This window comes from Tichowtungia aerotolerans, assembly GCF_009905215.1.
In the GTDB taxonomy this organism is placed as follows: Bacteria; Verrucomicrobiota; Kiritimatiellia; order Kiritimatiellales; family Tichowtungiaceae; genus Tichowtungia; species Tichowtungia aerotolerans.
On the sequence record NZ_CP047593.1, the window covers coordinates 1002141 to 1025040 of the forward strand.

A 22900-nucleotide genomic window follows, 5' to 3' on the forward strand; every position below is an offset into this window, starting at 1 on the left:
ACTAAATCTGATTCAGCCCTTTGCGGCCTTGAGCTGCGCCTGAATTTCGCTCATCCGCCGGCGGGTGAGCGGGAACCGGATCGTCAAGGTGATCGCGACCGCCAGAAACAGCAGCGGCGCAGCAGCAAAGAAAAAGCGCAGAAAATGAACCGTGCGCGCCGCCTGAACGGCCGCTTCAGAATCAAATCCTGACCATTCAATAATCACGCCGCTGAGCGCCATTACACCGGCCAGTCCGAACTTCACCAGCAGGCCGAACGCCGCCCCGAACATCCCTTCGCGGCGCAGGCCGGTCGTCAGTTCATCTTCATCGGTGACATCCGCCAGCATGGAGGAGGTCAGCACCCAGACACAGGAGAGACCGGGCGATGCCAGCACAGCAATCACCAGCTGCAGGTAAGGAAAGCGGGCACTGAACAGCAGCGGGCTGAGTACAAACGCCGTCGCCACCATCGACAGCCCGCCAATCAGCGTGTGTCGTTTTCCGAACCTGCGGCTGAGCAGGTTGATCACCGGAACCGCAACAATACCCAAAGCTCCGTACACCGTATTATAAGTGCCGTTGATTGTTGCGAACGACTCTTTAGCCGCTTCAACGCCCTGGCCCGCAAAGACAACCGCAAGGTTTATATACATCATCAGCGGAAACGCTAAAAAGATGGCCATCAGAATGCAGAAAACAATCCCGGCCACCATCAGGAAGCTTTTGTTTTTAAAAGTATACTTCAACGCCTCCTGCAGTTTGATTTTTTCCTGATTCTGGAATTCCGCGCGTTCGCGGCAGAGCATGGCCGGCAGCAGGCCGAACACAAAAATCACAACACCGATGATGATTCCAACCATCCGGACACCCTGAAGCGGAGTGCCGCCGAAGGCCGGGATGAAGCACATTTTGTAGACCCACGGCAGAAACAGCGTGGAACCGATATTCATGATGAACGTTTTATACGACATCACACTGGTGCGCTCGTCGTAGTCCGGCGTCATTTCAAACCCAAGCGCATTGTACGGCACGGAAAACACGGTGTAGGCCGTAAAAAAGAGAATGGAGGCAACCAGGAAGTAGGTAAAGTATCCGGATTCCCCCAGGCCTTCCGGCGGCATCCACATCAACGCGCAAAACGTTCCCGCCAGCAGGGAGCCGAGCGCCAGCCACGGACGGCGTCGCCCAAAGCGACTGCGGGTGTTGTCGGAAATATTACCCATAAACGGGTCGGTAAAAGCGTCCCAGAGCCGCGGAAGAGAAATCGCCAGCCCGATCGCGGCCGCGCTCACCTTCAGCTCAATGTTATAAATCGGCATGGCGAGCTGAAAGATAATGTTCGCCATGATCACATCGGACACCGCTCCAAGGCCATAAAACAGTTTGTCGCGCTTTTTCAATTGGTTCATTGAAATTTCCTTGCAACGCAGGCTGGCTGGAAGCCGGTCCTACTTTCCATCCATATCGTACAGGCTTGAAATCGGCTTTCCGGTCCATTCCGGAAGCGGCTCTGGATCCAGCCCCTCAGCAATCACCCGGTTTGCAACCCGAATCACTTCACTGCCGGGTTTGTCTACAATCTCCCAGTTATAAATACACATCATCTTCAGACCGGGCGCATTCATCGTCCGTTTAATTGCCGTGTACCACTTCTGCGCATCGGTCACCGGATAAAGCAGCAGCCATTCAACCGACCCCCACTGCTCCACCTGCGGGCGGTGCAGGTTGCGCAGCACCCCTTTGTTTTTCATGATATCAGTCGAATTCCAGTATTCGCTCCACCCCGGCAGAGCCAGATCATTCACCGCCGCATCGTACAGTCTTTCGCCCTTCGCATTTCCGAACGAATGGGTATAGAGCCTGTCTTTCGGAATACCGAGTTCGCGCGCTTTTTTTGAAAGGTCGAGCAGATGACGACGAATCACCTCAACAAGATCGTTTTCGGTAATATCTCCAGTGGTCCGGATGCCTGCTGTTAAAACCGCGGCATATCCGATCTGCTGCTGGCCGCGGCTGAGCACATCATCAATCACCAGCGCGCCGCCGGGCGGATCGCCGGCTTCGGGCTGAACGAGCAGCTCATTGCCGTTGGGAAAATAGTAGGAACTGGTTCCGATTCCGCTTTCCCACCCAACATTCAACCCGACCAACAGTCCCTTCTTTTTTTCCGGCAGGTCGCTGTACCACTTGGCAATGATCGGAACGAGCCGCTCCATCGCCTTGTGACAAGCCTGGCGATAGGCCGGGCTCATCAGATTGGGCGGCGGCAGCACGCGAAGCTGGCGGCCCCAGTCGCGCCAGGCAATTTTCAGAGCATGCTCCGGGGACCAGTGGGTCCACTCAACATTTTTTGCATTCTCAGGATCATAACCGGGCTTCGACGGATCCCACCAGTTCCATAAGTCCGGACGCGCATCCCACCACTGCTCGCCATCCAGTTTAATCCATACCGGAATGTCGGCTTTTTCCGAAGCCGCCAGAAACCGACGCAGGGATTCCTCTACCGCCTTCAGGTCATAACGCAGATAGGAAAATATACAGCCGACTCCGATATTGATTTCATTGCCGTCATCATACTCCGGAAAATGCCGCGCAACCTCTTTCAGCGCGTCAGCAGTAAATGTATCCGGATGCCCCTCATCCAGAACATCTCCCTGCGTCCGCATAAACACCAGCGTCCGCTGTGCCGGCTGCTCCAAAGCAGCAGCCTCAAAACATCCAATTAACAAACAATAAATCAGGATTCTATTCATGAAGGAGATTTAGCCACAAAAAACACAAAAACTCACGAAAATGAGAATCCATGATTCTCTTTGTTCCTTCTCGTATTTTCGTGGCTATTCCTTTCTCTATTTGAGCAACAGATTCACAATTTCGCCTTTGCCGACCTTCAGCGAAACAGAGCCGTTGGAAACGGACAGAGTCTCGAAAGCCTTCTCTTCAAGCGTCACCTGTTCGACAGCCGCAATATTTTCCGGAAGCGTAATCGTCACATCCAGATCTTCACGAGTCGGGTTGTAGCCGCGCAGAACGAGCGCATCTTCGTGCTCCGCCTGCTTCAGGGCTGACAGCACAAGCCGGTCATCATCCGCCGTAAAGAATGAATGCACCTGCGGCAGAGATCCTTTGTGCGGAGTACATTCGGCGACGCGCAGCGGTGCATTGAAACACAACGCTTCGGCAACCACACCGGCCTGCTGCCATCCACCGGCGTGCGGTTGCACGGCATACTTAAACACATGCGTTCCCTGGCATTGCGCCAGCGCCTGATCCTGATGGGTCTCGCTCGGATTACCCGCCGTCCCGAAACAGCGCAGCAGCGTCAAAGCAATCGCCCGCTGCTTATTGTCTGTCACTTCATATTCCGACAGCCCGGCATGCATTACCGCCAGGCCGTTCGTTCCGTCGCTGACATCCACGAACGAAGAGGTCGGCAGCGTTTTCGCGGCCTCTTCATACCAGCCGGTGGAATCCGGAATTGCGATCCCGCGCTCCACCACATCATAGGGAGAATCCACATGACAGACGGATGCTTTCTCTAAGCCGCTCGGGAAAAGAACGCGCAGGCGATGATCTTTCACCGTATTTTCCACGCTCGTTGAAAACTCCAGACGGCGGCTGTCTCTGCGCAACGTGATCTCGGTGACCAACTTCACCGCTTTCTTGACCGCAGAACGTTTCAGCGCGCCGTAGTCGACCCACTCCGCGCCGTGCGGCACATGAATCCTGCGTTCCGCATCGAGCCCTTCCGGAAGCAACCAGTCGCGCTCTACCCGCAGAGTCGAACAGAGCGGGCCGTTTTGAACCAGCGCAATGGAAGCCGGCTGATCATTGGTTGAATAAAGCCCCGGCTCGTTCGGCGTCACGTGCGTGAGCGGACCGCCGCACTCGCCTTCATCTTCAAATGCATTCAGTCCGCAGTAGATTTCATCGGTCTGTTTATCGAGCAGGTTTACCGTTCCGTCGCCGTGAATCATTGCCCGCAGAAATTCATTTTCCAGCACATTCGGTTCGGAGCAGATCAGATCGACTGGACGCGAAGCGGCCTGCTTGGGAACCACCTTGAAACTGCTCCAACCCATGGCCGGAACGTCAGCATCAATCGCAATTTTGATGCGGGTAGAATCGAAGTTGAATGCCGATCCGTACTTCAGATAGGCATAAACCGAATCATCTTCAATCCCGCAGATCTGCGCACGGACTTCGTTCCCGTCCGCATCGAACACCTCCACCATCATTGGAACTTTGTAGTGATGTCCCGGAATCTTGCGCATGCCCCACTCGTGCGGAACGTCGACCACAAACTCGACCACTTCTTGACGAACAGTCAGCGTGGAATTGAACACCGTCACGCCGATCTCTTTGTCACCGAGATTGGAAAAATCGATCTGTGCCGTCAACGCCTTGAGCGCATCGCGCGTGACCGCTTCGGAAATATCGTTGGCTTCGCGATAGCGCTCCTCCATCGCCAGCTGGATGCGGTCGACATGACAGCCGCCGATTCCGTCATGCTGCTGGTTCTGCAGAATATTTTTCCACGCCATGCGCAGCACGGTTTCCGGGTATTCACCGCCGATCAGTTTCTGCCAGCAGGCGGCGGGCTCCGCCCATTTTTCGAGGCGATACTGCGCATCGTCATTCATCAGTTTGAGCGGCATACGGGCGGAAAAGACGCCGACATACAGCGGAGCAAACGCATCGCCGTTGCTTTCCACGCTGAGCATCTCCCCCGTCATGGTGACGAGGTCTTTGTCCTTGCCGGTCTCCTCCAGCTCGGCGCGAACTTTTTTCACATACTGGGGCAGGCTGCTGATATGGATTTTCCCATAGTCGATGCGCTCGTTAATCTGATCGATCAGGTCCGGAACAATCGGATCCGGATTTTCCTGATCAAATCCCTGAAGAAACAGCAGGTTGCTGGTCGATGAAATATCCTTCACGCTGTCGAGCAGCGTCTGCATGCCCTGCATGGCCGCGTCAATGCTGTTGGCCTTCGGCTGATTGAGCGTATGAAAATTGATATCGTCTTTGCTGGCATCATCACTCATATGCACCAGCACGCCGCCGCCGTCGCGAATGCTCTCAATGCTGAAGCTTCCGCTCGACGGCGAACCCTCCTGAACCAGACCTTTGATATACGGACCGTAGACATACACCCAGAAGTTCAGGCGATGATAGGAGCCGAACGTATGCCCCATCGCGCGCGATCCGTCGGGCGCTTCCCACCAGAACTCCAGCTTGTCGAGCTTCGACTGGTCAATCCCGCGATAGAACAGGATCGTGTCCATGCCGAACTGACGATAGATCTGCGGCAGCTGGCTCACCTGCCCCCACGAGAAAATATTGTAGGCGCACTTCATCACGCCGCCCATATCACCGGCGATGCGGTGGCCCATCAGCAGGTTGCGCGTCAGCGCTTCGCCGCTGACGAGAAACTCGGCCGGCAGCGTGTACCACGGTCCGGCCAGAATGCGGCCTTCGCCCACCAGCTTGTGAACCCGCTCTTTGTTTTCCGGACGCAGCTCCAGATAGTCCTCCAGAAAGGACGCCTGCGAGTCGGGATGAAAATATTTAAACCGCGAGTCCTTCTCCATCGTATCGATGAGAATATCACCCGCCTCCATCAGCCGCATCTGGGTTTCGCGGAACGACCAGCGATACTCGCGGTCCCAGTGCGTATTCATAATCAAATGCATGTCGTATTTCATAAATCCTCTTCATTTCCCAATGGGTTACAGCCCCACCGTCAACGCTCCTCCAAAATCCTTAAATGCCTGTTCGGAAACGCCGGCCGTTTTCAGCGCCGCCGCGTCATACGTTCCCGGTTTCAAATCAATCATACCGCCGTTCTTTGCGGGCATGCGCACCGAAGAAAAACTCAATGCTCCCTGAAGCTGCAGCGCCGGCATGCGCGCAGAATTCAGGTTTTGAAAATCCAGACCGGCCTGCGGAAACGCTCCGGAAAATTCGACATCCAGAACCGCGCCGTCCGCTGCAGAATCCGCAAGAATAAATGTTCCGCTGTATCCCTGATCCTCACAGCCAACCGTTACCGTCCCGGAGTTTTTAAAAGACGCAATCTGCAGATTGCCCGCACCGGCAAGTCCGGGTTTCAGTTCCAGGCTTCCCTCGACGTTCAGGATTTTTGATGTGGAATCCACACGGACTCGACCCAGCACAACCGCCTTGCGACCCAAACGGTTCTGGAGCTGTCCGCCGTCGAGTACCAGCACGCCCTTTCCGAGCGCTCCTCCTCCGGTCAGCCAGACCGACGCGTCATTGCGCAGCGTCAGGCTCTCGCCGGGAAACGATCCGTTTTTGCCAAGCGCCAGCAGCCAGACGTTTTTATTGTCGTGAACATAATGGTTTCCAACCGTTGGAACTTTTGCCGAATCGCCCCAGATCTCCGCATTCCAGCTGACCGGCGCTTTCGCCGGAGCCGCCGGGCTGATCATCACCGTTGATCCGTCCCCGGCGGGCGCGACCGGCGGCGCGATGATTTCGTCCAGCCGTTTCTGCATCGAAGTCGCGCGCTCGGGGTTCTGACGGTACAGATTTACAGTCTGCCCCGGGTCACTATTTACATTGTAAAGCTGGGCAGGTGCAGCATCTGCTTTGAGACGTCCGTCCGCGCTGAGATCGCTGTTCGTCACGCCCATTTTTGAATAGGGCTGCCCCCAGCGCTGCGTCGGATGGGCGGTCATGCCGCCGGAGCCCTGAAACGGATAATAGACCCATCCGCCGGAATAGATACCCTGTCCGAAAATACCGGTGTAGATCATTTCGGTTCGAATCGAATCCGCCATGGGGCTCAGAAAGACCGGCAGCTGATTCTGACTGTCGATGGCAGTCTCCGGCGTTTCAACACCTGTTGCCGCGGTGACCGTCGCCATGATGTCGGTGAGTGAAACAAATACATCCGACGTCTTACCGGCCGGAACTTTTCCGGGCCAGCGGACAATAAACGGCACCTGATTGCCGCCGCACCACGCGTCGGTTTTCTGGCCGAGCAGCGGTCCGTTCTGATGATGCCCGGCTTCGATTGCGCTGTGCATGTAAACCGCGCCGTTGTCGCTGGAGAAAATAACGAGCGTGTTTTTATCGAGGCCTTTTTCTTCAAGCGCATCGAGCACGGTGCCGACTGAACAGTCGAGCTGCTGGAGAAAGTCTCCGTACTGTCCGGCCTGACTCGTTCCCTGAAAACGGGAGGACGGAGCAATCGGCACATGCGGCGCCACAAAGGCAACGTAAAGGAAAAACGGTTCATCTTTCGGACGTTCGCGGAGATAGTCCGCAGCCCGCTCGGCCACGATCAGGTCGATCTCGTCCTGCGGGCGCGCGGCATGCGCGGCTGCCGCCCCTTCGCTCAGCCCCCAGCCCCAGTCCTTGAGACCGCGCTCAACGACTTCGCTATGTTGAATAATACGCAGCGGATCGGACGGATCGCGCCCATACATCGTCCGGTTTTCCATGAACACCTGCGGCGGTTCATTATGGCTGCGCGGCGTTCCAAAGTAATACCCGAATCCGCTTTCGAGCGGACCCGGCGCGACCTGTTCGTCGCCATAATCGATCGGACCGAGCCCCCAGCCGTTGTGCCATTTGCCGAAGGCGGCGGTTGCGTAGCCCGCCGTTCCCAGCACCTGCTGAAGCGTCGGGTGCTTGTCGCTGAACATATAGGAGCCGTCCCACGGCTTGCCGCGCCGCCAATTGTAACGCCCGGTCATCACGCCGTAGCGCGACGGTTGGCAGACCGCCGCCGGGGAATGCGCATCAGTAAAACGGACACCCTGCGCGGCAAGCCGGTCAATGTTCGGGGTTTTGACCAGCTCTGCGCCATAGCAACCGGTGTCGCCGTAACCGAGGTCGTCCGCCAGGATAATCAGGACATTCGGTTTTTCCGCGGCCAGGCCTCCGGTCGCCAACCCCAGCACACAAGCTGTCCCCATCACACATTTACTGAATCCGTTTTCCATTCTCTTTAACCTTACTGTCTTCTTCCCCCAAAACGGGACAGGCTGAACGCTTCATCAATCACCTGTCCCGAACCGCGCGCCGGCCGAGGCCGTCGCAATAACCTGCTATTTTTCGATCACAAGCCGAACAAACGTTTCATCCTTCGTCATCGGGACCGAATTTGTGACAAAGTTGAAATCACCACCGCTGACCACATTGGTTCCCAGCACCGTATATCCGGAATTGGTCCAGTTATTGAGCATCAGGTCATCTGCGGTCTGCAGATAGTAAACCAGATTGGTGTCATGCTTGTACTGGGCGTAAACATAGAGCATCGCATCCCCTTTATTCGCAAAGCCTGATGCTTCCCCCAGATCCGCACTGTCGGTCGGGTCGCCACCGAGAGCGTACTCGGCCAGGTTGCTCAGCCCATCGCCGTCATAGTCTTCGTCTTCAGCACCAATATCAATGCCCCATCCGGCATCCCAGCGCTCATAAGCGGAAAGTCCCACAGAGATCGTTCCGCCCTGATCACTGTAATAAGCCGGGTTCACTCCGGCTGCTGCCAGTGCCGCACCGTCATACACTCCGGGATCAAGGGAAATCATTACGGACTCATCGGCTGCGGAAGGCATACTGACCGACAGAAACGCGATATCGTTGGTCAGCTGATACACCGTAGCACGCGACAGGTTGCCGCCCTGAAATGCAAGAGTTGCCTCCGTAAAATTCCGGTTGAACTGAACCGCCAGGTGCACATCGTCTTTTCCGGAATTGAGCAGGGCAAACTTTCCGGCATACCCGAGGTCGGTACTCTGAATCACGACGCGCTGACCATCCGTCTGATAGGCCTGGATATTCAGCTGCCCGTCCCCTTCCAGAGAGGTCCGCAATTCCAGGTTTCCGGAAATGTTCAGAATGGTTGACTGTGAATCCACCTGGATATTTCCGAGAATCACGGCATTAATGCCGGAACGGTTCTGGAACTGGCCCCCATCAAGAATCAAGCGTCCACCCAGCGAACCACCGCCACGCACAAACAGAGAACTTCCTGACTTCACACGGACCGAATCCCCGTCAAAAGCACCATAAGTCAGTCCAAGCGCATTCAGCCACACGCCGGCCACATTATAAACGTAGTCGTTGCCGTTCGTTGGCGTTTCAGCCGGACTCCCCCAGATCGCATCGTTCCAGCCGATATTCGTTCCCGCTGGAGTTCCGGCATTCATTTCAATTCCCTCGGATGCCGGAGGTGTTGCCACACGGATTGTTCCTCCCAGATCATTGTAGTAATCACTCGACACTCCCGCCGCAGCCAGTGCCGCAGCATCATAGGATCCCGGATCCAAAACAACCAGTCCTCCTGAACCGTTCGGCATCATCACTTCTTTGAATTCAATATCACCGGTCAACTGATAGACAGCTGCATACGTCGCATCATTTTTCTGACCCTCAATTTTCAAGGTGGCATCGGAATAACTCTGATCGAACTGGATCGTCCACGTATAAGCAGCATTGCCACTGTCCTTGATGTCAAAGGTTCCGAAAAAACCGCTGTCGCTTGCGTTGACGACCATACTTTTCCCGGATTTGTTAAAGTTCTGGAGCGTCAACACCGCATTGCTTGTACTCGAGAGTCCGGTATTCCATTGCAGATTACCGTCAATCAGCAGAACCGTCGAATTGGCTGTAACACGAATATTGCCAAGAACAGTTGCTGTTCCGGCCGAACGGGTCTGCCACTGGCATCCGTTCATATACAATGTGGAGCCGATACTTCCGCCGCCTTTGCTGTAAAAAACGGTTCCGGCATCCATCGTCAGGCTGTCTCCCGCAAACCCTCCATACGTTGTCCCCAGTCCCAGAAGTACTGCGGCTGACGAGCCGTCATGCACATAGTCATTGCCGCCGGTCGGAACCGTCGCCGGATCCCCCCAGATCGAAGCGTTCCAATCCACATTTCCGGCTGCTGATGAATTAATCGCAATTTCAGCAGCCTGAGACACAAATGCCAGCCCGATCAAACAGAACCAGCCCATCATCACTATCTTCTTCATACGCATCTCTCCTCTCCATTTCCACTCTTATGCCAACGTTTGTACAAAATTGCATACCTGTTTACAAGCCCATTTTAAAACAGATTGTGCCCTCGTTTTCCGTTTATTTTCCGAACTGCGGATTGGCGACCGGAATTTCGCAGCCGGACGCCTTCAGATGCTGCATCAGCATGCTGCGCATCAGCGCGGCAACCCCCGGCATTCTGCTGAGAATATTTTGGGACTGACCGATGTCGTTCTCCAAATCGAACAGTTCGTGCGGGCGGCCGCCGGCGGGCGACAAAGCCTGCTCCCAGTAATGGATGTAGACATACCGACCGCAACGCACAGCGCTTAACGGTGAGTTTTTTGTGTAGTAGTGCGGCTTGTGCCAATAGACCGCCTCGCGGCCCAGAGCTCCGCCTCTGAGCGCCGGTACCATGCTGACGCCGTCGAGGTGCTGCTGAGGCTGCAGCGGCAGCCCGGCCATTTCCAGACAGGTCGGGAAATAGTCCGGCGTAATGACAACCTCATGCGACAGCGATCCCGGTCTGATTTCGCCCGGCCATTTCACAATCAGCGGAACGCGGTGCGATCCCTCAAACTGCCCGCCCTTCTGGCCGCGCAGCGGAGCCATGGACGTCAGTTCATACGGGTTTTTGCAGATTACCTGATCCACACCACCATTGTCAGATGTAAAAATCACCGCCGTATTTTCCGCAATCCCCAACGCGTCGAGTTCATCAAGCAGGCGGCCGACTTCCCGGTCCAGCTCTTCAACCATGGCGACATAATACGGCGAATATTCTTTTCTCTGCTCGTCGGTCAGCAGCCGATTGTATTTGTCAACAAACGGCTGGGTGGCCTGAACCTGCACATGAACCGCATTGTGCGGAACGTACAGGAAAAACGGTTTTTGCTGCGCGACGCTGTCGCGCATAAAACCGATGGACAGATCGGTGATCGCAGTCATTTTCTTCGGATCTTCAGGCACCACAGTCGGCGGCGTAATCCACATATCGCAGTGCGGTTGTTCGTGCACATCAAAACCGAGCTGCGTCAAATCCTCGTTGCCGCTGCCGAAATGGGTTTTTCCGAAAAGAGCCGTGCGGTATCCGGCATCCCGAAACGCCCGGGCAATGGTGTATTCGGACGGCTGAACGCCGTCATCTTCGGTAATTTCCGGCTGGATCAGCTTTATGCCGGTTGGATTCTGCTCCACGCTGCCAAGTTGCTTATGGTGGTTTGTCAGCGCCGTAAAATGCAGTCGCCCCGGATACTTGCCGGTAATCAGACTAGCGCGAGTCGGTGCACAGATGCTGCAGGCGGCATAGGCATCCGTGAACCGCATACCCTGCGCAGCCAGCCGGTCGATATTCGGCGTTTCAAACACCTCACCGCCGTAACAGCCGAGATCTTTCCAGCCCATGTCGTCAATCAGGATGAACACCACATTCAGCGGATCCGCAGCCAGCGCCGGGCGGTTGCCCACCAGCAGTCCACACAAAATTAATGCCTGTAAAAACCTGTTTCGCATATAACTCCTTCACTCCACCGGTTCCGTATAAACATCGCCGATATATACATCCCGGAATGCCTGCAGCCGGAAATCCGCTCCGTTGCAGCGACCGGAAAACCGCGCATCGTCCAGCCAAACCCTGAACTGACGCCACTGGCCGCTGCCTTTCATTTCGACAAGACCGGCGGACTTCCAGGGTTTGGAAACGGCATCATACGTAAACTCAATCGCCCCCGGTCCATCGTCCAGATAGTTGACCACAATACACTGTTTCAGGCGCTGCCCGTTGCGAAGCGCAGCGTCGCCCGCATGATAATAGGCCATCCGAAGAACCGTCGCCACATGGGACATGCGCAGCGCTTCGCGCCCGGCAATGCGCTCCGGCTTCATCAGGCTCTCGTCCGGCTTTTCCATCACCGAACACGCAATCGCACCGACCGGCATGCTGTCCGCCGCAGCGCTGTCCAGAAACGGCGCCTTGAACACCGGCATCGGAAAATCATCCGTGCGAAACGGCGAAGCCGGCAAGCCGGCACTGTTGGCAAGATTGCACAGCGGAAAGTTGGCCCATCCGTATCGAACCGCCACCGGATTAGCGACGTCATCACTCCATACCTCAACCGTATCCGCACCCACGATGGCGGCGGATGCAGGAACAAACAGGTGATCGGCTCCACACATTTCAAACCCGGACAGCGTGTCTGTATCCACAACACAAGCCTCCGGATCGGTGCCCGGCGCCAGTCCCTTGTTTTGGTTCATCGCCACACGGACTGTTTTCAATCCTTTCCCGACATTGGAAAAGTCGAGCTGAACACGGGGCCCGGCAATCCGGTATTTTCCAACCTTTGGAAAACCCGGGGTGTCCAGCAAACCCATGTCCCGAAGCGCCAGATCCGCCAGTCGCTCACCGACCGGTTTTTTATCCATCGGATGAATATCAGAATACTCGCCGAGATCCGTAATCACAACCCGACCGGTATACGGCAAAGAAAGTGTTTTTTCCTGCGCTTCGCGAACCCACGCCCACGACTCGCCCGATCGGTCCCAGTGCACCCGACCGTATGGCGCCAGCTGAACAAAATAGAACGGGAGATCGGAATCCCCGAACACATCCCGCCAGGATGCAATTAATCCTTCAAACAGCTGATCGTAGCGCACAATCGACGGCTGACTGGCATTGCTCTCGCCCTGATACCAAATCACCCCTTTGATCGGCAAACGGCAAAGTGCGTGGATCATTCCATTATAAAGAACCGACGGCTGCGATCGAGGGGGTACCCCGCGGTCCGACGGCGCCTGCAGAGCACTTTGCCCCATCGCCTCCAATGCGGTTGCCGACATCCACGGAGAAACCTCTGAACCGCCCACCGCGCTTTCGATCACCCCGATCGGCACCCCGCTCTCCCGCTGAAGCCGCAAACCGAAACAAATTCCCACCGCCGAAAAGACCGGAACCGATGATTCGTCGGCAACCAGCCAGGTTTTATAAATCCCCTCGCCGCTCACATCCTCCTGAGGCGTCTTCGCCGCATTAAAATCCACATTGAACAGACGAAGCCGGTCATTACTGACTCCCTCAAGCTCCTTTGCAAGAAACGGATAATTCCGAACCGGCGTATCCATATTGGACTGCCCGCCGCACAGCCAGACATCGCCGACAAGAAGATTGGAAAGTGAAACCTGAAACTCGAAACTGGAAACTCGAAGCAAACAACCGGTGGATGAGGCTTTCATTGGATCAAGAACAACCTGCCACTCGCCAAGGGCACTTGTCACTCCACTCTTCTTCTGACCGGCAAATTCAACAGTAATTTCTGCACCGGGCTCCGCGGTTCCAAACACCGGAAGCGGCTTGCCGCGCTGCAGAACCATATTGTCCATAAACAGCCCGTCAAGCGTCAGGCCGGCCGCCGCAAAGCAGCTCAGACTGACCGCAGAAACCTGACATAACACGCTGAAAATAAAACGTCTCACAGAATCCGCCCCGTCACTTGATTGCACACAAAACAATTGTGCCAACGTTTGTACAAAAACGACCCACAACCTGTCAAACGCTTTAGGTTTCAAAGTTGAACGCGAACCGCAAAGAACCACGAATGAGCGCGAATTGGAATGTACACTTATTTCACGGGCATCCGCACGGCGTCCGGCCAGCAGCGCCGCGCCAGCGGCAACCACGTTCATTGGCCAGAACACTTTGGCATTCCATTATTGATAGATCTTCAGGTTCAGCAAATTACGGAACTCCCCGTATGGGGTCACAGGCTGAACAAATTTTTGATTGCGTAAAGGCATGTACGAATCGGACACCTCGGTCTCCAGCCAGCGCCGCAGCAGCTGACACAATTCTTCGGTTTTCTCAGGCATCTCAGCAGACACATCAACCGCCTCACCAATATCTTTCTGAAGGTCATACAATTCCACTTTACCGGTATAATAATAAATCAGCTTGTAATGACCCTTTCGGACGGCAGACATCGGAGGATCATACGGCAGTGCAGCCCCGGCCTCTGCCGCCGGCCACCAGAACGGAAAATGTAAAAACAACGTATCGCGTCCGTACCCGGCGGCATCCGTGGGATCTTTGAGCAGAGCCGACAGCAAACCGTGACCAGTCCGGGCTTCCAGGCCGCCGGCTTCAAGCAGCAGCGAATAGATATCCTGCCCAGTCACCGGAACCTTGCAAACCGACCCGGGAGCCACCTGCCCCGGCCAGCGCACAATAAACGGGACACGCACGCCGCCCTCAAACACATTCCCCTTGCCGCCGCGCAGCGGAACATTGGATGTAATGATCTTGTCGTGCCACTTGTGCCCCTCCGGAGCAAACTGAAAGCGGTTGATTCCGCCGTTGTCGGACAGGAATATCACCAGCGTGTTTTCAGAAAGCGGACGTCCGTCAGCACCGTTGGTCCGCTCGAGCTTATCCAGAACGCGACCGACCGCATCATCAAAACTTTTTACCATCGCCGCATAAACGGGATAAGGATCGGCCCGGTCATCCAGCCAGCCTTGGCGCCCTTTCTTCTCGAAGTGCTCGCGATAGCCGGAGGCCGGATCATCCTGAAACGGGGAATGAACAGATCCGCTGCAGTAATACAGAAGGAACGGACGGAGTCGGTTTTCCTCAATGAACCGGCAGGCTTCCCCGCTCTCCGCCACGGCCAGGTAGCTGTCTTTCGGCTGATTCATCGGCGTGCCGTACTGTTCCCACTCCGGATACCAGTTCCGGTAATTGGACCCGCCTTTGTCAAAATAAGCAATGGTTTCAAACCCCTGCGCCATCGGCGTGGCGGATTCAATTTTATTATGATAGCCGATATGCCATTTCCCCAGGAACCCGCAGCGGTAACCGGCCCGATTCAGCCGCTCGGCAAAGGTTTCGTATTTCCCGTCGACAAACATGCGGTTGGAGGCCGGCAGGACTGCAAACTCCCGGTTTCCCTGCCAGCCGTCCGGATCGACAATTTCGTTGAAGTATTCATCGTGCGGACAGTCTACCGTTGCCTTGATGACCCCAGTCTCGACATTATGACGGCCGGTCAGCAGCATGGCTCGCGTCGGGCTGCACATTGGCGAGACATAGGCCTGGGCAAAGCGCATGCCCTGCTCCGCCAACCGGTCGATGTTCGGCGTTTCATAATACGCCTCACCCGTCTCACTGAATTGCTTCTGATAGACAGACGTGTCCATCCATCCCAGATCGTCGGCCAGGATAAAAATGAGATTCACCGGTTGTTCGGCCCCAAACAGCATTCCTGAAAAGCCGATGCACATACCAAGCGCGCCAACCAGTCTTCTTGTTTTGCGGTGCGGCCGCCACGAAAAGCAACGGCATCCATCTTCTGTTTTACCGGTCAGAGTCATTTTATTTTGACCTCCAGGTCGAACGGCAAAGCCGGCAGCCCCGTTTTATTGTACAAAGCCCACTCGGGCGTATTCTTGAAGGCGTAGCGAACCCGTTCCACTTTTTTATCTCCGACTTCAAACTGCATGGTGCCTTCAGAAACCGTTTCCGCCGGAAAATCCTGCACCTCTCCGTCTACGAAGACGGCTGTAAAATTCCCCGCGCCCGCTGGTTTAACGACCAAGCCGCCTGGACAGTTTGTAAAAGCAACCGAGACCTTCGAACCTTTCTGCACTGCCGAAACAACCTCCGGACCCCGGAAAACCACCTCTTTCCCGTAGGTCTGGTTCAAGGCGCTGAGCGCCAGGCGCGTGCCGACCGGCTTTTTATTGAGCGGATGCAGATCTTTTTCTTCGCCCACATCGTAGGCCGTGCCGATTCCGGTGTACGGAAGCTCCAGAAAATCCTGCTGTATCTGCCGGAACTGCGCCCACAGGTTGCGATCGTCATTGGCTCCGTAGCCTGCAAGCTGAACAATGTAGACCGGCAGGTTTGGATCCTCGAATTTACGGCGCATCATGGACAGGTAATCCTCAAACCAGCCCCGGTATGCGTCGACTGTCTGCTGCCCCGACAGGGCTTCGGTTTCGCCCTGATACCAGACGACCCCCCTGATGCGCAGCGAAATGATCGGCGCGATCATCGCGTTGTAGCAGTGCGCAGAGACCCGCTGCATGATGCCTGGTTTCTTTACTCCGCTTTCGGCAAAAATGCGGTCCCGCTCGGCCTGAATCGCACGGTAACGCGCATCTTCACGCTGGATCACATCGCGAGCAGGCGTTTTTTCGAGCGTTTCGTCATCCATGTAGCTGACCACCGTTGCTCCGCCGTAGCAGTTCTGGATCAGTCCGACAGGCACGCCCAGCTCCTGGTACAGGTGCAGGCCGAAATAGAAACCCACGGCCGAAAAGTTCGCTGCGGTGTCAGGCGTGCAGACCTCCCAGCCGGGCTTGCGGATCAGTTCGGCCTTCGGCTCTTCCGCCGTGTCGGGAACCACGTTGCAGAAGCGAATCAGCGGATAATCCGCAGCAGCAATATCCTGCGCGGTATTTATGCATTTTCTGACAGCAACGCCCATGTTCGACTGGCCCGTGCAGAGCCAGACTTCGCCGACAAGAAGATCGGAATAATGAATTGCCGGATCATTGGCGTCGGAGGAAGCAGTCAGGCCCCGGGGGATGGAAGAAACCGGCATGGGATCGAGATCGACCCGCCAGCTTCCATCAACATCGACTGTTGCCGACTTTCTCTGGCCTGCAAATTCGACCGTGACTTCGGTTCCGGGGTCGGATTTGCCCCAGACCGGAACCGGCGCCCCGGCCTGCAAGACCATGTGATCCGAAAAAACAGCAGACAGCTTCAGCTCCGCCCCTGCGCTCAATCCGAGCAGCATCGCCATCATGACGGCATGAATGACTTTGTTTCTCATTTATTGTTCCTTTACAGATTGGAGCAGCCAGTTTTCGACGCCATGCGTCATGATCTGAACGAGCCCGTTTTTATCGGTCAGCCAATGGATCGGCTGAACCCCGCGGCCGGTCTGCAGATACGAATCAAAGAGAACGGTTTCCCCAGAAACAGGCACTGGAAGTTCGGTTTCAAATTCCAGTCGCTGGTCGGGGTGAATCTTGGCCAACTCGCGAAGCATGGTGAAACGAAGCGGTGTTTTCCCGGAGTTGCCGTTCATAAGAAGATGGGGCAAGGTGAATTCGCTCCGCAGCGTTCCCGGCGCCTCCTGTTCGATCCGCAGCTGTTTCCCGGAAAGTCTGATAGTATTGTTTACATGCGTCCCCTCCATACTCAGCTCAGCGAACGAAATCATGTCGGGCGGGATCGGCTCGGTGAGCGCGGAGCGAAAGGACCAGCTCTGCGGGATTTCGTCGGCATCAACCCGCAGCACCGCCTGGAACGTCCCGGTCTGCCGTTCCCGGACACGGCTCCCTCCCCAATACGGAAGCACAACCTGTTTCTCGATCCGGTATTCGGCCCCCGGCCCCTTTTGTGACCGGCTCAGCGTGAGATGCCCCGCCGGCGGATTCAGGTCGTTACCGGAGAGGCCTTTTCCGTTCCAGCGGATGATCTGATAAGTCAGCGTATAGTTTCCCGTCAAACCCGTTTTTCTTACAGGAACAAACTGCGGCACCGCACGCGAAACCGGTTCAATCTGAAAAGGCGCATCCAGCTGGGCAACTCCGGCAAGCAGCGGGAGTTTTCCGGAAGCAAGCCAGGCGGAAACCGCGGCGGTAAACTTGAGAAACTCACGTTTTTTCACTGGCTTACCCCCAGCTCCTCTTTCATGGACGCATACCACTCGAGGTAGTCATACAAATGCCGGCGGCCCTCAGGAACGGTATCCGGCATCGGCGCGGGGTCGACCCGACTCAGATAGTCGGCAAAATAGGCTTTGTGCCGTTCGATGATGTCTTTGACCTCCGGATTTTCGGCCAGGTTATTTTGTTCGAGCGGGTCCCTGATCAGGTCGTACACATCGATTTTTCCGTCGCTGTAAAAAATGGTTTTAGCCCCCCGGGTATCCCGAAATGAAACCCCGAGATAAGGCACGGATGTTTCGCCGACGACATAGTCGCGCCATTCCGCCTTTTTCTTTTCAAGTAACGGACGCAGGCTGCGACCGAACCCTGTTTTCGGCAGCGGCGGCGATTCAGCATAGTCGCAGAACGTTGCGGCCACATCATAGCCGCTCGCCAGATGTTCGCTGTCGCGCACCCCGGCAGGAATATCGCTGCCCCAAAAAATCATCGGCACCCGCCAGGACTCCTCTTCCAGAAACCCCTTGCTGAGTTTGCCGTGGAAACCAAGCCCGTCGCCATGGTCGCTTGTCAGCAGAATCAGTGTATTTCCGGCATACGGTGAGTTTCTGACCGCATCCATAACCAGACCGATCTCTGCGTCCACCGCCTCACACTCGCGATAATACTGATAGGCGTAATATTGCCAGTCGGACCGGCTCCAGCCTCTGCCGTAGCCGGAATCGGACTTGAAATTTTCCGGAACAGGCGGCATTTCCTCCCGAAAGACCGATGCCATGGCATACTTGCCCAGCACTTCGCCGCCCGCACCTGCGCGGAAACAGCAGTCGTGCGGAGCCAGATAGCTGACATTCAGAAAGAAGGGCTGATCCGACACCGGCCGGTTCTGAAGCCACCCGAGCGCGGAGCGGGTCACCAGCGGATCGGTTAATTCTCCGAACGGAGATTCCGGCTGGGACGATAGCAGAACATCGAAACTGTCCCGGCAGGTCCGGCCGCTGACATGCCATTTCCCGGTATAAACGGTTTCATAACCGGCGTTGCGCAGCCACTGGCCCAGATCGGGCAGCTCATCGCGAACCGGCATGTCATTCACCATCACGCCGCTTTCCTTGCTGGAACGTCCGGTGAACCAGGCCGTGCGCGCCGGACAGCACTGCGGCATAACGCTGTACGAATTCATGAACGAAAACCCTTCCCGCACCATCCGGTCGAGATTGGGAGTCTTCACATACGGATTGCCGTAGGCGGACAGTGCCTGATGGTGCATCTGGTCCACCTGAATGAACAGCAGGTTCGGCCGTCGTTTCATCTTCTGTTCCTGTTGCGGGCGGCCGCCTGTATGCATCCCGCCCGACGTTGCCTTCATTGTCAGTTTGATTCCGCCAGTTTGACGGCATAGTTCCCGCCGTCCAGAACAGCCGGCCCGCCGGCGTCGAGCTCTACCACGTCGCCGACCTCCCACTCTCCGGATAGAGAGCTGAGCGTAATGTTTTCCTGCCCGATGAATGCCCGGACCGCATCCAGATCAATCCGGCCCTGCGGCTGCGCGGGGCGGAACAACAGGTTCCAGCGGGTTTTATCCAGACGGAACAGAACGATTTTCCCGTCAACCGAAAGCGCATCGGACGCGCGCCGCTGGTCGGACCGGCACCAGTAGAAGCCGTCTGTTTTGATAAAGGTCACGGCGGCGCCGCCCTCGATCAGCCGGCCCTGTTCCGTTCCGGAGGCGTGGGCATAAAAGCCCATTGGCGCCAACATTCTTGTCTGCCCTTTCACCCGGATATCAACCGGCGTTTCCCCGTAGTTCACCCAGACCTCAGCTCCGTTATCAAACTTCGTTTTCTGAACCAAACGATCCGCCGTAACAAACTCATGAGAGACCATTTGATGACCGAAAACCGCCTCGTGGAACTTTGCCGTCAGGTAATAGGATTCCATGAACCGTTTTTGATTCTTCGGCCAGCCGTAGCCGCGGAAGTCATCGCGCCAGAACAGGGACGATGCCCCGTACAGCATGGCGGTCAGGTCTTTCTGCGCGGAGATTTCCGGAGCCAGTTCATAGAACCAGCCGGGCGAGTCTCCCCAGTACCAGGTGGAGTCCGAGCAGTCGTGATACACCAGCTGCCAGAGCGGAATGCGGTTTTTTGGGCTGACTCCATATTTCAAATAGAGCGGACTGAAATCATCCAGCGATTTCGGGCTGCGCAGGTGCCCGGGATTCCATCCGTTCTTATTGTCGCCCGCGGTCCACCAGAGGGCCCCGCTCAGCGATCCTTCCGTATAGTCGACTTCATCCACCGCCCAGTCATTGCCGTGCTCCGTCCCGAGCACCAGCCCCTTGCCGGTATAATACTTGAGCACTTCGAGCTTGTTCCGCATATCCTGGAAACGATCGAAGGTGTGCTCCGGATGATAATCCTCCGCCACATCCATCGCACACATCACATCGATAAAATGCGCATTAAACCCGACGTCTTCAATCAGGGCCTTGCTGTATGTTTGTGCCGCATTGAGCGCATATGCGGATGAACGGGAATAGTACTGCAGCCCCTCCAGCGTGCGCCACCCCTTGACCAAACCGCCGCCGGGCCGCACCACCCGGGCCGTTTTCTGAATGTTATCCCGCTGGAACCAGGTTTCACCTTCCAGAATATCTGAATAACTGTCATAGCGCAGCGTCAGGTATCCCATTTCATTCAGCTTTTCCAAATCCGCCCGGCCGCGGCCGCCGCGCTCGGCATTACAGAACGTGGCGCGGGTTACGCCCAGATTGCGCGCATCATGAAGGAACTCAAATACATCGCCATCGCCCCAGATCGGCGGCGATCCGGCAAGACGCATCACATCCGGACGCCCGGCCGCCTTCTGAGCCAGCGTTTTGAGCCGGCCCTGCTCTTTCTGATGGTCCCGGTACATGCCGGCCAGCGCAACATAACCGCCGCCATCCGAAAAGTGATAGGAAATCCGCCGGCGAAAAGCCATCGTCCCCATACTGCCCTGCCACAGCGGCTGCGGCCAGATTCCGTCCGGTGTTTTTTTCAAATGCATGGCCGAACAGTGCGGCGTCTCAAACAGAATCATCAAGCCGTCGCCATTTGCCAGATCAACCACCCCCAGCCATGGCATATCCAGACATGAAGTATTGGCATAGGTGCTCAAAATCCAGTCGGCGTATCCCTTCATATCCGACTGGCCCTTCAATACCCCGCTGGAGCGATCGCAGAACACCAGATGGCCGTCGTCCAGCCTGGTTGAAAACAGCGGCGGCAGCCCGACGCAGGTCAGCGGAAGCGCCGGATCATCCGTGTACAGCTCAAAAGAAAGCGTGTTGCCGTCCAGTGCCGCATCCAGAAAGTATTGCTGTCCGCTCCCGGAATCCTCAACGGTCAGCTTCAGCAGAGATGAGCCGGCCTTCTCGACATCCTTCAGATTGAATAACCGGTATTCCGGTTTTGTGATGTGCTGCCAGCCGTCAGACCCGGATGTCCCGGCACACGAATCAAAGCGGGCGATCCACTCCCGGCCGGTTCCGGAATCCTTGACCGACAGCATATTGCGGTCGGAATCCGCCATGAACATTAAGCGTTCGTTATGAATGCTCTCCGCAAAAAACAGAGATGGAATGAGCAGGATAATACCGATTATTTTTTTCATGAGTTTTCCTTTATTAAAAATGTTCACTGGCATATTTGTTGGGCAGATGTGTTTTCATATTCCGAATGAGCTCAGCGTATTCGGGATTGGCCGCCAGGTTGGTGTATTCCCGAGGGTCCTGCGACATATCGTAAAGCTCCTCGCTTTTGTCGGCGTAGCGAATGTATTTATACTTTCCGAAACGGACCGAACTGTTTCCCGGAGATGTTGTTGTCACTGCCGGCTGGGGCCAGCTTGCGTGTACATCCTGCAAGAGTGGCGCCAGGGAATGCCCGTCAATATCAACCTTCTTCGGCAATCCTGCGAGTTCAACCAGCGTAGGATACAAGTCCAGAATACTAACCGGGGTTTTGCAAACCCGTCCCGGCCTAATCCCGGGTCCGACAATAATGAACGGCGTCCTTGTGGCATTGTCCCAGAGAGTCCACTTGCGGGTGTGCTGTTTCTCGCCCCAGTGGAATCCGTGATCGCTCCAAAAGCTGACGATCGTATTATCCCGATACGCTGAGTTCTGCCAGGCGTCGATGACCAGACCGAGGCAATGGTCGCTGAAAGTAATCGAAGCCAGATAGGCCTGCACGAAGCGCTTCCATGCCTCGGGATCTTTTTGAAGAATATCGCGAAAGAAGTTTTTTGCCCCCACGTATTTTTCGGGATCGCAGGCAGCGACAAGTGCCGGATCATTCGCAAAATTCTTAATCGCATAGGAAGGAATATCATCCATGTCATTCAATGGTGCCGCCGGCAGTTCGATGCTTTCCAGAGGATACATGTCCAGATACTTCTTCGGAACATACCATGGAGCATGGGGGCGAAAGCATCCATAGGCCAAAAAGAACGGTTCCGTATGTTCGTCCGCCAAACGTCTGGCGATGTCCTGAGCCTGCTTGTAATCAGCCATGTCTTCATCCTGAACGGTATCGCCTGTAGAAACACAAGCTGCCCGCCCGGACGCCATCAGATCCGATTTTTTGTCGAGCGCCATGGCGGCATATTCAGACCAAACCCCGTCAATACCGCCCGCAGCAGTCCCGGTTGCATATTTTCCCGAATCTGCTCCCAGCGGTTTCAGCCAGGAATATTTAGGGCAAACGTGATCCCAGGAAAGATCGTGCCCGGGAGTATCGTCACTCCAGATATGCTGAGGTTCCCAGCCATGAAAAATTTTCCCCGAAGCTTCCGTCCGGTATCCGTGCCGGCGGAAATACTGGGGCAGAAACACGTGATCTTTCAAGCGCGGGGCATCGCGCCCCAACTGATGTAGAAAATAAACCCCCGAGTGATGAGGAGCAATCCCGGACAGTGCTGCAATCCGGGACGGATTGCAAATAGGACAGGCAACCTGGGCCTGGTCGAATATCACTCCCATTGCAGCCAATCGATCCAGATTGGGCGTTTGGGCCTTCAGACTGGAGCCGGTAATGAACCCAACATATGAGTTCATATCATCAGCCATCAGATAGAGTACATTGAGACGCTGCGTTTGTTTTTCATCCGTAGAAAACGCCGTTGTGCAAAGCGTCATCGTCAGGCAAAAAACCATCTTGAAAAAATTCTCCATATCCTCAT

General features: G+C 55.7%; 13 protein-coding genes. All 13 read right to left on the bottom strand.

Annotation, left to right across the window (positions count from 1 at the left end; all coding sequences use genetic code 11):
• Window positions 1-12 precede the first annotated feature (12 nt).
• Window positions 13-1392 (bottom strand): MFS transporter, encoded by a 1380-nt coding sequence (locus GT409_RS04330; RefSeq protein WP_160627285.1) that lies wholly within the window; start codon window positions 1390-1392, stop codon window positions 13-15.
• A 39-nt stretch (window positions 1393-1431) separates the two neighbouring features.
• Window positions 1432-2736, bottom strand: coding sequence for a hypothetical protein (locus tag GT409_RS04335; protein ID WP_160627287.1), 1305 nt, complete (start codon window positions 2734-2736; stop codon window positions 1432-1434).
• Between the two features lie 96 nt (window positions 2737-2832).
• Window positions 2833-5691, bottom strand: a complete 2859-nt coding sequence (locus GT409_RS04340; RefSeq protein ID WP_160627289.1) for an alpha-mannosidase — start codon at window positions 5689-5691, stop codon at window positions 2833-2835.
• Window positions 5692-5715: 24 nt separating this feature from the next.
• On the bottom strand, window positions 5716-7959 hold the full coding sequence (locus GT409_RS04345; protein WP_160627291.1) for a sulfatase family protein: 2244 nt from the start codon (window positions 7957-7959) through the stop codon (window positions 5716-5718).
• A gap of 105 nt (window positions 7960-8064) precedes the next feature.
• The gene (locus GT409_RS04350; protein ID WP_160627293.1) at window positions 8065-9996 is read right to left on the bottom strand and encodes a hypothetical protein; all 1932 of its coding nucleotides are present in this window, start codon (window positions 9994-9996) and stop codon (window positions 8065-8067) included.
• Window positions 9997-10099: 103 nt separating this feature from the next.
• Window positions 10100-11512: a sulfatase gene (locus GT409_RS04355; protein WP_160627295.1), complete on the bottom strand. Its 1413-nt coding sequence runs from the start codon at window positions 11510-11512 to the stop codon at window positions 10100-10102.
• Between the two features lie 9 nt (window positions 11513-11521).
• The gene (locus GT409_RS04360; protein ID WP_160627298.1) at window positions 11522-13471 is read right to left on the bottom strand and encodes a sialate O-acetylesterase; all 1950 of its coding nucleotides are present in this window, start codon (window positions 13469-13471) and stop codon (window positions 11522-11524) included.
• A 234-nt stretch (window positions 13472-13705) separates the two neighbouring features.
• The gene (locus tag GT409_RS04365) at window positions 13706-15364 is read right to left on the bottom strand and encodes a sulfatase (protein WP_160627300.1); all 1659 of its coding nucleotides are present in this window, start codon (window positions 15362-15364) and stop codon (window positions 13706-13708) included.
• Window positions 15361-16833 (bottom strand): sialate O-acetylesterase, encoded by a 1473-nt coding sequence (locus tag GT409_RS04370; protein ID WP_160627303.1) that lies wholly within the window; start codon window positions 16831-16833, stop codon window positions 15361-15363. The genes GT409_RS04365 and GT409_RS04370 overlap by 4 nt, the downstream gene beginning before the upstream one ends.
• Window positions 16834-17676: a hypothetical protein gene (locus GT409_RS04375; RefSeq protein ID WP_160627305.1), complete on the bottom strand. Its 843-nt coding sequence runs from the start codon at window positions 17674-17676 to the stop codon at window positions 16834-16836. It abuts the gene before it with no gap.
• Complete coding sequence (locus tag GT409_RS04380) at window positions 17673-18986, bottom strand: sulfatase family protein (protein ID WP_160627307.1); 1314 nt, start codon at window positions 18984-18986, stop codon at window positions 17673-17675. The genes GT409_RS04375 and GT409_RS04380 overlap by 4 nt, the downstream gene beginning before the upstream one ends.
• Window positions 18987-19045: 59 nt before the next feature.
• Window positions 19046-21331 carry a glycoside hydrolase gene (locus GT409_RS04385; RefSeq protein ID WP_160627309.1) on the bottom strand — a complete coding sequence of 762 codons (2286 nt, stop codon included), beginning with the start codon at window positions 21329-21331 and terminating at the stop codon, window positions 19046-19048.
• A 13-nt stretch (window positions 21332-21344) separates the two neighbouring features.
• Entirely contained in the window at window positions 21345-22892 is a 1548-nt protein-coding gene (locus tag GT409_RS04390; RefSeq protein WP_160627311.1) for a sulfatase, read from the bottom strand.
• Between the last annotated feature and the right edge of the window lie 8 nt (window positions 22893-22900).